Origin of the sequence: Giesbergeria sinuosa (assembly GCF_042652905.1) — a bacterium.
In the GTDB taxonomy this organism is placed as follows: Bacteria; Pseudomonadota; Gammaproteobacteria; order Burkholderiales; family Burkholderiaceae_C; genus Simplicispira; species Simplicispira sinuosa.
The window spans coordinates 190,063-202,306 of the sequence record NZ_JBHSHJ010000002.1; the positions used below are offsets into that span (position 1 = coordinate 190,063).

13 protein-coding genes and 1 riboswitch are annotated in these 12,244 nt (G+C 61.4%); of the genes, 3 read left to right on the forward strand and 10 right to left on the reverse strand.

Going from position 1 to position 12,244, the window contains the following annotated elements; translation table 11 throughout:
- Positions 1-2: 2 nt before the first annotated feature.
- The 9 genes from cbiB to ACFO6X_RS03555 are packed head-to-tail and all read right to left on the reverse strand — an operon-like array spanning position 3 to position 8,913.
- The gene (cbiB, locus tag ACFO6X_RS03515; RefSeq protein ID WP_382430107.1) at positions 3-1,016 is read right to left on the reverse strand and encodes an adenosylcobinamide-phosphate synthase CbiB; all 1,014 of its coding nucleotides are present in this window, start codon (positions 1,014-1,016) and stop codon (positions 3-5) included.
- Complete coding sequence (bluB, locus tag ACFO6X_RS03520) at positions 1,009-1,722, reverse strand: 5,6-dimethylbenzimidazole synthase (protein ID WP_382430109.1); 714 nt, start codon at positions 1,720-1,722, stop codon at positions 1,009-1,011. The genes cbiB and bluB overlap by 8 nt, the downstream gene beginning before the upstream one ends.
- Positions 1,723-1,726: 4 nt before the next feature.
- Positions 1,727-2,296, reverse strand: coding sequence for a cob(I)yrinic acid a,c-diamide adenosyltransferase (cobO, locus tag ACFO6X_RS03525; protein WP_382430111.1), 570 nt, complete (start codon positions 2,294-2,296; stop codon positions 1,727-1,729).
- 22 nt (positions 2,297-2,318) lie between these two features.
- Positions 2,319-3,116, reverse strand: a complete 798-nt coding sequence (locus tag ACFO6X_RS03530; RefSeq protein ID WP_382430113.1) for an ABC transporter ATP-binding protein — start codon at positions 3,114-3,116, stop codon at positions 2,319-2,321.
- Entirely contained in the window at positions 3,113-4,180 is a 1,068-nt protein-coding gene (locus ACFO6X_RS03535) for a FecCD family ABC transporter permease (protein ID WP_382430115.1), read from the reverse strand. The genes ACFO6X_RS03530 and ACFO6X_RS03535 overlap by 4 nt, the downstream gene beginning before the upstream one ends.
- Positions 4,177-5,064, reverse strand: a complete 888-nt coding sequence (locus tag ACFO6X_RS03540) for an ABC transporter substrate-binding protein (protein ID WP_382430117.1) — start codon at positions 5,062-5,064, stop codon at positions 4,177-4,179. Before ACFO6X_RS03540 ends, ACFO6X_RS03535 begins: the two co-directional genes overlap by 4 nt.
- Positions 5,040-5,645 carry a bifunctional adenosylcobinamide kinase/adenosylcobinamide-phosphate guanylyltransferase gene (locus ACFO6X_RS03545; RefSeq protein WP_382430119.1) on the reverse strand — a complete coding sequence of 202 codons (606 nt, stop codon included), beginning with the start codon at positions 5,643-5,645 and terminating at the stop codon, positions 5,040-5,042. The genes ACFO6X_RS03540 and ACFO6X_RS03545 overlap by 25 nt, the downstream gene beginning before the upstream one ends.
- Positions 5,642-6,991, reverse strand: a complete 1,350-nt coding sequence (locus ACFO6X_RS03550) for a cobyrinate a,c-diamide synthase (protein ID WP_382430121.1) — start codon at positions 6,989-6,991, stop codon at positions 5,642-5,644. Before ACFO6X_RS03550 ends, ACFO6X_RS03545 begins: the two co-directional genes overlap by 4 nt.
- The gene (locus ACFO6X_RS03555) at positions 6,988-8,913 is read right to left on the reverse strand and encodes a TonB-dependent receptor domain-containing protein (protein ID WP_382430123.1); all 1,926 of its coding nucleotides are present in this window, start codon (positions 8,911-8,913) and stop codon (positions 6,988-6,990) included. Before ACFO6X_RS03555 ends, ACFO6X_RS03550 begins: the two co-directional genes overlap by 4 nt.
- Before the next feature lie 79 nt (positions 8,914-8,992).
- Positions 8,993-9,232: riboswitch (cobalamin riboswitch) on the reverse strand.
- 35 nt (positions 9,233-9,267) lie between these two features.
- Here ACFO6X_RS03555 and ACFO6X_RS03560 point away from each other — a divergent pair.
- From ACFO6X_RS03560 to ACFO6X_RS03570, 3 genes are all read left to right on the forward strand, one after another.
- Positions 9,268-9,975 carry a hypothetical protein gene (locus ACFO6X_RS03560; protein ID WP_382430125.1) on the forward strand — a complete coding sequence of 236 codons (708 nt, stop codon included), beginning with the start codon at positions 9,268-9,270 and terminating at the stop codon, positions 9,973-9,975.
- 2 nt (positions 9,976-9,977) lie between these two features.
- On the forward strand, positions 9,978-10,364 hold the full coding sequence (locus ACFO6X_RS03565) for a cell division protein ZapA (RefSeq protein ID WP_382430502.1): 387 nt from the start codon (positions 9,978-9,980) through the stop codon (positions 10,362-10,364).
- 333 nt (positions 10,365-10,697) lie between these two features.
- Positions 10,698-11,513 (forward strand): sulfite exporter TauE/SafE family protein, encoded by an 816-nt coding sequence (locus ACFO6X_RS03570; RefSeq protein ID WP_382430127.1) that lies wholly within the window; start codon positions 10,698-10,700, stop codon positions 11,511-11,513.
- 13 nt (positions 11,514-11,526) lie between these two features.
- Here ACFO6X_RS03570 and ACFO6X_RS03575 read toward each other — a convergent pair whose 3' ends face one another.
- A complete protein-coding gene (locus tag ACFO6X_RS03575) occupies positions 11,527-12,240 on the reverse strand; it encodes a sulfite exporter TauE/SafE family protein (protein ID WP_382430504.1) in 714 nt (237 codons plus the stop codon).
- Between the last annotated feature and the right edge of the window lie 4 nt (positions 12,241-12,244).

Sequence of the window (12,244 nt, forward strand, 5' to 3'; positions counted from 1 at the left end):
ATTTAGCAAATCAGCAACCACAGCAGTGCCAGCAGGCAGGGCACTGCAACGGCTACAGAGGCCAAGGTGCAGGCACGGAGGGTGTCGATAGCACTGGCGGCCTGGCCGCTGGCGTGGAGCTGGTAGACCCCAGGTTTGCCCAGCCGGATATGCAGCGCCAGCGCCATTGCGGCCATAGGCCAGCCGCTGTTGGGCGATGGGGTTTGCCGTGCTTCTCGTGCCAATGTCCGCAGGGGCAGACCACCAGCAGCCAAGGCGAATAAAGTCGCTGTTAGGCGTGCGGGCAGCCAAGAAAGCACATCATCCGCACGGGCAGCCCATTTGCCTGCCCATTGCCAATAACGGGCAGCAGGCCCCGTGCCGCGCAGGCCGGGGTAGCCCCACATGGCATCGGCGGTATTGGCCAGCCGGTACAGTGCGGCTCCGGGCAAGCCTGCCACCACAAACCAAAATAGCGGTGCGATGACTGAGTCGCTGAGGTTTTCTGCCAAGGACTCTATGGCCGATTCGCGCACCTGCACTGCATCCAAGGTGGTCACATCGCGGCTTACCAGCCAAGCCAATCGGGCACGACCTGCATCGAGCGATTGGCCCAAGGCCGCTTCGACGGCCTGCACTTCGTGGCGCAGCATTCGCCAAGACAGCAACGGCTTGAGCCACAGGCCCAGCAATGCCCCTGTGAGCAGGGGGGCGGCCGAACTATCGCGCAAAAAATGGAGGGTTGCCCATTGCAGCAGTGCATAACTGCCGCTAGCAACCGTGGCTAGCACACACCAAAGGATGGCAAACAACCAAAAGGAGCGCCAATCTGGCCCTACAGTGGCGGCGGTGGGTGCCAGCCGACGGCTGGCCCAACCCAGAGCGTGGCCCATCCAGACCACTGGATGCCAGCGTGCTGGAGGTTCTCCCCAGCAGTGGTCCACGACCAAAGCCACCAGCAGTGCCCAAAGAGCGATGTGGCTGCCGTTGTGACCGCTGGCCCACAACGGCCCCCACAGCCAATTTGCTTCAGGCATCCGCGTCTTTCAGGCCGTTGGAGAACAGTGCCGAGGGCGTATTCCATTGGTCATCAAATACCAACGAAGCCAGTGGCGCACGTTGCGCCCAACGCTCGCGTTGCAGCATCGGTTCGTGGTAGAACTCCTGCACTGGCCCTAAGCACAGCAGGGCGATGACTTCAGCCCCTAGAGGCAGTCCGAGCAACTGACCCAAGGCTGCTGGATCAAAGATTGAGACCCAGCCCATGCCCAACCCTTCGGCCCGTGCTGCCAGCCACAGGTTTTGAATGGCACAACTGGCCGAGGCCAAATCCATCTGGGGCATGGTGCGTCGGCCAAAAACGTGCTGCTCTCGGCCATCGGCCAGTGCTACCACCAGGAGTTCGGCGGCATCCAAGATGCCCTGCACCTTGAGGCGCATAAATTCTTCTTGGCGTTGCCCTAGGGCTTGGGCGGTCAGGATGCGTTCTTGCTCTACCAAATCATGCAGTGGCTGGCGCAGTGCAGCTTGGGTAATGCGGATAAAGCGCCACGGCTGCATAAAGCCCACGCTGGGGGCATGGTGTGCTGCTTGTAGCAGGCGCAGCAACACCTCAGGGGCTACATGGCCACCACAGAAGTGGCGCATATCGCGCCGCTCATGGATGGCACGGTACACCGCCAGCCGTTCGGCTTCGGTAAAAGCCTGTGCGTTGGGCATGGCTTCTGTGGTCGATTGCGGCATGGGTTTAATCCTCAATGCCACGCTGGGCAGGGATACCGGCTTGAAAGGCGTGTTTGATAAGTTTCATTTCGGTGACGGTGTCGGCCAGTTCCATGATTTCTGTGGGGCAGCGGCGGCCTGTGAGCACCACATGCACGTCTTGGGGGCGTTGGCGCAGGGTCTCGAGTACGCCGTCCAGTGGCAGCCAACCGTAAATCAGTGGGTAGGTGATTTCATCGAGCACCACCATGAAGTAATCCCCCGAAAGGATGGCGCTACGGGCTTTTTCCCAGCCATCACGGGCCAATTGCGCCGAATGCTCCAGATCTTGACTCTTCCAGCTAAAGCCATCGCCTAGCCCTTCGATAGGCAAGCCAATTTGCTCAAACATGCGGTGTTCGCCAAAGCGGGCGCTGGGCACCTTCATGAACTGGAAGATCTTGACGGCTTTGCCTCGGCCATGTGCGCGCAGCGCAAGGCCAAAGGCCGCAGTGCTTTTGCCTTTGCCATCGCCAGTGTGGACGATGGTCAGGCCTCGGCGCTCGCCGCTGGGTTTTTCGTAGCGTTTTTCGGTGGGAGGGGTTTCGAGTTGCATACAGTGCTCCAATCCAGAAAAATTAAAGGGCCAGCGTGCGCCGCTCCAAACAGGGCAGGGCTACCCACATGCCTGCTGCTTGCTGGATGTGGATGCGTTGGTCAAAGACTTGTTCTAAGGCTCTGTGGGTTGTGCTGTCGCTGGCGCTGCCGTGGTGGTGCAGGCGGCCATCGGCCACGATAGCGATGTCGTCTGCTTGCAGCGCCAGTGAGACCTCGTGCAGCACACTGACCACGGTATGGCCTTGGGCCACCAGATCACGCACCAACAACAGCCAATCGGCTTGGTGTGGTGGGTCTAGGTTGGCCAGCGGCTCATCCATCAGCAGTACTGGGGCTTGCACTGCCAAAGCGCGGGCTAACAACACCCGTTGGCGCTCGCCACCGGAGAGTTGGCCCAAGGCGCGCCCGCGCCAGTCCCATGCTTGGGTAGCGCGCAGGGCTTGCTCTACAGCGGTATGGTCGGCGGCACTGGGGGCGGCCAGCCATGCTTGGTGTGGCAAGCGGCCTAGCATAGCCACGTCATAAACGCTGAGGTCATCTGCTGCTGCCTCGTTTTGGCCCAGCCATGACAGGGTGCGAGCGCGTTCGCGCCGGGGCCAGTGGTGCAGTGGGCGGCCTAGCAGTTGCACTTGGCCCGAGCAGGGCAGCAAGCCAGCCAAAGCCCGCAACAGGGTGGATTTGCCCGCGCCATTGGGGCCAACCATGCTGGTCCACCGCCCGGCTGCCAACGATAGATTCAGGTCGTGCAAGATGGCACGTTGCCCGATTTGTACCCCTACGGCTTGGGCGTGCAAGGCGCAGAGAGGTGGTGTGCTCATCCCAGTCCTCCAGTGCGTCGGTGCATGAGCCAGAGCAAGTAAACCCCGCCCAATACAGCGGTGAGCACACCCACCGGCAGCTCTTGCGGTGCCATCAGACCACGGGCTAGCAAATCGGCACCGGCCAGCAGTACCGCCCCCATAGCACTGGCTAGCACCATCAGCCGGCCGTGGGGTACGGGAGCCACTGCCCGCACCAAGTGTGGTGCTGCCAAGCCCACAAAGGCGATCAATCCGGTTTGGGCTACGGCGGTGCCCGTTGCCAGCGCCAACACACCCACCAATGCAGCCCGCAAGGGGGCCAGCGGCAAGCCCAAACTGTGGGCTGTGGATTCGCCCAAAGCCAGCCCATCCAGCACCCGCGACAACGCCCAAGCGGCTAGCAGGCACAGCAGCCAAGTACCGGCCATGAGCAGACATGCCGTCCAGCCGACAAAGCCGGTAGAACCCAACAAAAAGGCTTGCATCGCTTGCATCGAATCGGGCGAGAGCAGCAAGATGAGTGAGGTCAGCGCCCCCAGCACAACACCAACAATTACCCCAGCCAACAACAGCCGCAAGGTGTGTTGTACCCCTCGTGCCAGCACCAGCGTGAGCACCACCGCCAGCACTGCTCCGGCAAAGGCGGCCCCGGTCAGGCCCAAGCGCACCAGCCAGTGCCCAGAAAACACCGACACCGCATAGCTGCCCATGCCCGTCCCTGCCATGCCGATACCCGATCCCATCAACGCCAAAGCCAAGGCCACCCCCAGTGATGCCCCTGAGGCACTGCCCAACAGATAGGGGTCGGCCAGCGGGTTGCGAAACAAGCCCTGGGCTACAGCACCCGCCAGCCCCAGCAAAGCCCCAGCGCACCACGCCCCCAGCGTACGGGGCAGGCGAATGTCCCAAATGATTTGCCAAGCCATGGTACGGCTGGCGGTGTCGGACTCATTGCCCCAGAGAGTGGGCCAAAGATTCTCTAGCCCAGTGCTGCCCACGGCAGTGCCCAATGGCAATAACAATAGGCTAGAACACAGCAGCGCCAGTGCCAACCAGCGCCCACGCGACGGCGGCGCACTCATCGGGTGGTGGCCTTGTCCGTCAGGCAACGGGCCATGAGGCGAGCACCTTCGGCCATGCGTGGGCCGGGGCGGATCAGCATATCAAACTCGGGTGGCGTAAAAACGCACAGACGTTGCTGTTGCAGTGCCTGCATGGCTTGCCAGCCGGGGCGTTGCGCCAGTCCTTCCACACTGCGTGCCCCCACCATGATCAAGTCGGGGTTGGCACGCACCACATATTCTGGATTGAGTTTAGGAAATGGTCCCAGCGCGGCGGGCAGGATGTTGCGTGCGCCCAAGCGGGTCAGGGTTTCGCCAATAAAGGATTGCATACCCGCACCATACGGCCCCCGGTTGACCTCAAAATAGACCCGCGCGTTGCGGGCCGCAACGGGCACCGATTGTGCTGCGGCCTGCACGCCAGCATCAATCACCCGCCACAGCCGTTGGGCATCGGGCACGGCCAGCACTTGACCAATTTTGCCCAGTACGCGCTGCACGTCGGCATGGCTTTTAGGCTCCAGTGCCACTACGGGCACTCCCAGCGATTCGAGCCGTGCTGCGCCACGCGAGGACGTAGCCATGAGAACAACATCGGGGCGCAGCGCCACAATGGCCTCAATGTTGGGGTCGAGACCACCGCCCACCTTGGGCAGTTTTTGTACGCTGGCAGGCCAGTCGGAGTAGCGATCTACGCCCACCAGCCGGTGGCATTGTTCTAGCGCGCAAACGGTTTCCGTCAGCGAGGGCAGCAAACTGACAATGCGTTGTGGGGGCCGAGCCAGCGTCACCGCATGGCCCCGATCATCTGTCAATGCAATCGGCTGGGCCTGCACACTGAGCACCGCTGCGCTCCAAGCCAACACCGCAGATAGTCGGGTCAAACTGCGTGGCAACCACTGCATGGCGTATCCTTGAGGGTCAGTGGCAAGCCTGCGGCCATGAGCGTGACGCGCTGGCAGGTTTGGGCCACTTGCTGGTTGAGCAGCCCCAGTGCATCGACAAAAGCCCGCACCTCGTGGCCCAGTGGGATTACGCCCAAGCCGATTTCATTGCCCACCAGTACTACTGGGCCGGGGGCTTGTGCCAGTGCAGCACCAAAAGCGGTGGCCTGTTCTTGCCAGGTTCCCAACGGGGCGGTGTCTGATGAAGCATCATGGGCGGGCATCAGCCAGTGGGTGAGCCAGAGGGTGAGGCAATCCACCACAATGAGCGTTTCTGGGCTGCTGTGTTGTTGCAGGGCTTGTGCCAGGTAGCGGGGCTCTTCGAGCGTGGTCATGCCCGGTACGCGTATGGCCCGATCTTGCTGGTGGCGCTGGATGCGCTCTTGCATTTCTGTATCCCACGCTTGGGCGGTGGCCAGCATGAGGGCATGGTGCAGGGGGGATTGATCCAGCCAATGGCGGGCCAATAGCTCGGCACGGCGGGATTTTCCGCTTTTTTGTCCTCCCAAGATTAGCTCGCTGCGGGCGATGGACAAGCTCATAAGTCCACCCCACCCAGCCAGCGGGCCACAGTGCGTGGGCTGGAGGCAAACCAAGCATGAAAATAGCTGGCGTGCAGGCTACCGTGTTGGTACAGGGCTTCGCCTTTGCTTTCCTCCACAGCTTGGCCGGGGCGGCTGCTGCGCGTGAGTACTGGCGCTGGACTGTCCAACCGCGAATAGTGAAAGGTGTGCCCACGCAGCACCCCTGTGTCAGTCGCCAGTTGCTGCATACCCAGCCCTGCCAGCCGTTTTTGCAACACGGCCTTACCGGGCAACAGCCCCCACAGAGGGGCAAACTGGCCATCGTGGCCGGTAATGCCTTCACACAGGGCCACCATGCCGCCACACTCGGCCCAGATGGGCTTGCCTGCGCCCCAGTGGGCGCGCAAGTCCTCTTGCACGGCATGATTGGCCATCAAGGCCGCAGCGTGCAGTTCGGGGTAGCCACCGGGCAGCCACACCGCATCGCAGGGTGGCAAGCCCTCTCCGGCCAAAGGGGAGAAAAACACCAGTTGCCCGCCCATCGCACGCAGGCAGTCCAGATTGGCTGGGTAAATAAAGCTGAATGCCGCATCGCGTGCCACGGCCACAGTGCAGCCTTGCAGCCAAGTCTGTACCTCTTCTGGCGCTGGCTTGGCGGCTGGCGCAGCAAAATCCGCCGCCCATGCTTGCCATTGTTCCCAGCTACGCTGGCCCAACGGCGTCTGTGCCAGTGCATCGGCCACGGCATCGAGCCGTTGCAGCGCATCGCCCAATTCATGGGCGGCCACCAAGCCCAAATGGCGTTCGGGCAGCAGCGAGCTGTCTCCTGCCGGGGTGACTTTTTGCAAAGCCCCTTGCCACAAGGCAGGGTCGCGCAGCCCCGCTCGGAGCAAATCAGCATGGTGTTCCGTAGCGACGCGATTGGCCAGCACCCCGGCCCAGCGCAAGCCCGGCTGGTAATGCACTAAACCATAGACCAAGGCGCCAAAAGTGGTGGACATGGCTCCCGCATCTAGCACCGCCAGCACCGGAATATTCAGCCGCTGTGCCAATTCGGCGGCGCTGGGGCTGCCATCAAACAAGCCCATCACCCCTTCAATCAAGATCAGATCGGCCTCTTGGGCGGCGTCATGGAGCCGGGCCGCCACATCTTCGGGGCCAGTCATCCAACCATCGAGTGAATGCACGGGGGCACCACTGGCGAGCTCATGCCAGTGCGGATCGAGAAAGTCTGGCCCACACTTGAACACGCGCACTTTGCGCCCCTGGCGGCTGTGCAAACGTGCCAAAGCGGCAGTGAGGGTGGTTTTGCCCTGCCCCGAGGCTGGGGCAGCTATCAACAGTGCGGGGCAGCGGGTGCTCATTGGGGCGTCCATTTCAGGCCTACATACAGGCTACGCCCTGGGGTGGCATAGCTGCGGGCAAGCTGGTAATCTTTGTCGGCCAAGTTGTCAATGCGTGCCAGCAAAGTGAAGTTGCGTGCCATGCGCGTGCTGGCATACAGGTTCCAGAGGGTGTAGCCCCCCAGTCGGGTAGTGTTGGCAATGGTGTCAAATCGCTGGCCCGAGGCTTGCATTTCTGCGCCCAGATTCCAGCCTGCCCATAGGGTATCGGCGCCCAAGGTGGCATGGCGTTTGGCCCGGCGTGCCAGCTGTTTGCCGGTGTCTAAATCACGGGGGTTTTGCCAGTCCACTGAGCCGCGCCACTGCACCCCAGCCAGCCGGTAGGAGCCTGCCACCGTCACGCCTTCGTATTGGGCGCGGGCGGTGTTGGCGTAGCAGCCAAAATCAGAAGCACAAGCACCCGTCCCTACGAAGGAGATCAAATTGCGTACCCGGTTGCGGTAGGCCGTCACTGAGAAAGTGCTGCTTTTTTCAGCCCAACGCAGGCCAATTTCGGCGTTGCGGCTTTTTTCTGGTTGCAGTGTGGCGACACCGTACTCGCTAAAACGCTGGTACAGAGTGGGCGCCCGAAACGCTGTGCCCACCGAGGCTGTGGCTCGCCATTGGGGGGTGAGGGCATAGCCATAGGCCAAACTCCCTGTGTTCTGACCCCCAAATTCACTGTCGTTGTCGTGGCGGGCATTGAGCTGTACGGTATGCCCCCCTGCGTTGTAGCCATAACCCAGTGCAACCCCATCCTGTGAACGTTGGCGGTCTAGCGTGACCCCCCAAGCATCCAAAGCTGGGTTGTAGAGCTGGTCTTCGCGGCGCTCGAGGGCTGCGTTAAAGCGATGTGCGCCCCATTGGTAATCGTGCTGCCATAGGTAGCCACGCAGTGTGGTTTCTGTCAGGTAGGGCGAAGGCGTGGTTTCGTAGCGGCTGGCCGCCTCCGTCACAGAGAGACGCGTGCGGTACGCCTCACTCCATTGCGCCTGCCAGCTCAAACCCGCCGTGCGCAGGCGATGCAAATTGCGGTCATCGGCAGGCGCAGCAGGGGTGTAGCTGAAAGCGTCGTAATCAGAGTGGAGCCGTTGCGCCAGCAGGGTGGCATCCAAACGGTGTTGCGTGTTGATGCGCAGGCCTAGGCGGGCATTGGCCGATGTGCTGCGGTAGCCATCGCGGTCTGGGTGGTGGCTGCCGCTGGTTTTGGTATCAAAACCATCGCTAGTGGTACGGTGCAGGCCCAGTGCATAGTCCAAGGCACCATCGGTGCCAGTGCTGCCACTGATGCCCGCCTCTATTTTGCGTGTGCCTTGGCTGCCCAAACCTACCCCAACCATGGGTTGGGCTGGGCCTTCGCCCTTGCGGGTAAATAATTGGATCACGCCAGCAATAGCGTCTGAGCCATACACGGCCGCTGCCGGGCCACGCAATACCTCAATGCGCTCCATCTGTGCCAACGGAATCTGTTCCCATTGTGCGCCACCCGTCGATTGGGAGTCCACCCGTACGCCGTCGATATAGACCGCTGTGAAGCGCGATTCAGCCCCACGCACAAACACACTGCTGGCATTGCCAGGGCCACCATTGCGCGAGATTTCTAAGCCCGGCAGCCGGGCCAGCACATCCGCCAACACACTGGCACCACTAGATTCAAGCGTTTCGCGATCCACAATGGAGACGTCGGCCACCAAGTCGGCCAAAGGTTGTGGCGTGCGGGTTGCCGTGACCACCACATCAGACAGCGAGGGTGTGTGCAGGTTCTGTGCCAATAGCAGTGGGCCTGGGGCATCTGAGGTTTGTTGTGCGTGTGCAGACAGTGCAGACAACAGGGCACAGGCCCAAACCACAGGGCGCACATTCAGGGCAACGCTGGGGCAGCCTGGGACGGTAGAGATCTTCATGGGAACACAATCAGAATGCAACCCGTGCTGGCTTCCCCGCCAGCGTTGGGTGATACAGCCACACTAGCCACCAAGGCTATGTGCGACCACCGTGTTGGCCGGTATCCGGGCTGGCGGAGCACCCTTCAGCGCCTTCCCAGTGCTTGTTCAAGGCATCCAGTGGCGTGTGGCTGAAGAGAGAGTGGCATGGACTCGTCCGCTGACCGTTGCGGGGGCAGCGCAGGCTCGGCAGCCCCCTTGATGGGGGCTTTCCTCCCTGCTTCCCGTTGAACTTCGGCATGTGAACCACACCAAGAGCACCAACGGCGCGGATTCTACGGCGCTTTGGCCACTGGCAACCCTACAATTGCAGGCATGGCCCCCTTGCAAACCATCGATCTCATCACCGCGCGTGTGGAGCACCTGCTCCAACGCCTGACCCAGTCTCAGCAGACTCAGCAGCAGCAGGCGCAACAGCTGGCCGATTTGGCCCGTGATCGACAGGCGCTGGAAAAGATACGCGAGCAACAAGCTGAACAGATAGTGCGGCTACTGGAAGAGCACGATATGCTCGTCCAGGCCCATACGGCCCTGCAAGAGGATGGACTGCGGCAAGAGGCCAAGAGCCTACATCTGGAGCAGGAGCGCGATGCCTTGCAGAAAGTCCACGCCGCCCAAACAGAACAATTGGTCGCCTTGACCCGTCAGCATGAAGAATTGCTGCGCAATACGGCACCCCAAACAGAAAAACTGGCGGCTTTGCACAAGGAGCATGCCGCCTTGCAGCAGGCCCATGCGGCCTTGCAGCAGACCAGCACCGAGCAGGCCACCCAAGTGACTGCCTTGCGCCAAGAGTGCCAAACCTTGCAACAGGCAGGGCAGGCACAACTGGCACAAATTGCTGCCCTTACCCAGGAGCGCGACACCTTGCAACAAACCAGCACTGGGCAGGCCGAGCAGATCAGCGCCCTCACCCGTGAGCATGACATGCTCAAATCCCGCCTGCAAACGGCCCGCTCCCGCATGGATGCTTTGATGGAAACCTTGCCAGCCAGTCCCGCAGAGAAAGAGGGTGGCGCATGATGATGAAGAAAATCGAGGTGCAGATCATGCAGCAGAGCCTGCTGCTGAGTTGCCCTGAAGGTGGCGAAGCCTACCTGCGGGAAGCCGCCGCACGGGTAGACAAGGCCATGACCCAGATCCGTGACGGTGGCAAGGTGCGGTTGCGTGAACAAATTGCTGTGCAGGCGGCTATCAATCTGGCTTTTGAGATGGTCAAGGCGGCGGTAGCCGAAAAGACGGCCCTGACGCGCGCTGAACAGGCAGAAGCTGCTGCGGCCAATGCACTGGTGCAAGCCCAAGAGGCGGCTATCTTGGCACAAAGCGTCTCTGGCCCCGAAATGCAGGCCAAGTGCCAGGCCTTGTTGGAGCGCCTCGATACGGCACTGCAAGACGGCACCACACCCGGTTGAGGTGTGGTGGCTGTGGTGGGCCAGCGCCTATGGCCGCCCAGTACCGCTACAATCGGCCTGTCTGCGGTGCTGCTGGGCTTTATATTTCCTTGAACCAATGCTCATTGAGCCTGGGCTTGGTACATTGCCCGGTGAGCGTGATCGTCTCGCGTCAGATGAACCCAACACCTGGCTGCCCTTGCCCCCCTGAACCCCCGGTTCAGGATGCAGGTTCGGTGGCACTGGCAGACACCTTCATTGTCTTGCCCTCCCCAGTCTGTATCGTGTCTGGGGCACTCCCAGCAGCCTCTGGTCAGGCGGGCCTGCTCCCCTTGATCCCCCCCCCCACCATTTATGTTCGATACCCTGCTAATTGTTGAGTTGGCCTTGCTGGGCCTGTGTACGGGCTTTTTTGCCGGACTGCTCGGTATTGGTGGCGGCATGATGTTGGTGCCTTTTCTGACCTATTTTCTGACTGAGCGGGCTGTATCTCCTGATTTGGCCGTCAAGATGGCCATTGCCACGGCGATGGCTACTATTTTGTTTACATCTATCTCCAGTGTGCGTGCGCACCACCGCCGTGGTGCTGTGCGTTGGGATTTGGTTCAGCGGTTGGCCCCCGGTATCGCTTTGGGAGGGATGGCGGCCAGCTTGGGGGTGTTCTCCTTGCTTAAAGGGTCTTTTTTGGCACTGTTTTTTGGGGTCTTTGTGGGTTTTTCTGCATTGCAGATGTTCCGTGACCGCAAACCAGCACCATCCCGACAAATGCCAGGGGTGGCAGGACAGGTAGCCGCTGGCAGTGGCATTGGTTTTTTGGCTGGGTTGGTGGGGGCTGGGGGGGGGTTTATCAGCGTGCCCTTCATGACTTGGTGCAACGTGCCCATCCACAATGCTGTGGCTACCAGCGCCGCCTTGGGTTTTCCGATTGCAGTGTTCAACGTGGCTGGTTATGTGCTGGGGGGCTTTTCGGTGCCCGGTCTACCTGCACATTCCATGGGTTATGTGTGGTTGCCAGCTTTGGGCGTAATTGCCGCGTGCAGTGTATTCACGGCCCCTCTGGGCGCTCGTGCGGCCCACAGTTTGCCTGTGCGCCAACTCAAGCGGGTTTTTGCCAGCTTATTGCTGGTGCTGGCGGTTTATATGTTTTGGAAGGGATATGCCGCGTTGTAACGCAACCGGGCCATCAACTGCACCACAGTTCTGGCCCATGGGTGGCATCAAGCCACAGTGCCCATAAGGCCACACCACAGAGCAAAATGCCTGCCAGTCGTGTGCCACGGTCGCCATGCACCTTGAGGCGCTGGCGTAAACGCAGCCACAGCCACGGCCCTGCCACCAGCCACAGGCCACTGCCCACGGCAAACAGGGCCATAGTGATGGCACCCGACACTGCACTGCCACTGAGAGAGGCCACTAACAAGGCCGAGTAAAGCAGACCGCAGGGCATCAAGGCCCACAGAAAACCTGTTGCAAACACGCCCCCCGGTTTAGCCACCACAGGCCGCACCCGCTGCCAGAGGCTCCGTCCGGTTTGTTCTACCCAAGCGGGTTGGCGAGCCAACACCACCATCATCAACCCCCAAGCCAGCACGCCCACATGCAGCATCGTCCAAGCCGGGCGCAAGGCCGCACTTTGCACTGTGAGCCAAGCCAAACTTTGCATTGCTACTGCGGCCAGAGCGCCCACAGCGGCATAGCCGAGCAGACGGCCAAGGTGGTAAGCCCATACACGCCGCTGGTGTTGTGGTGGAGCGCCCTGCCAATGCACGGGCTGTTCGGGGGGGGTGTTGGTGCCTGCACCCACCACGGCACCGCAAGGGGCTGCGCACATAGCCAAACAATGCGGCCCACCGACCAGCCCCATGAGCAAGGCCGTCCAGGCCACTGAAAAAAGCATCATC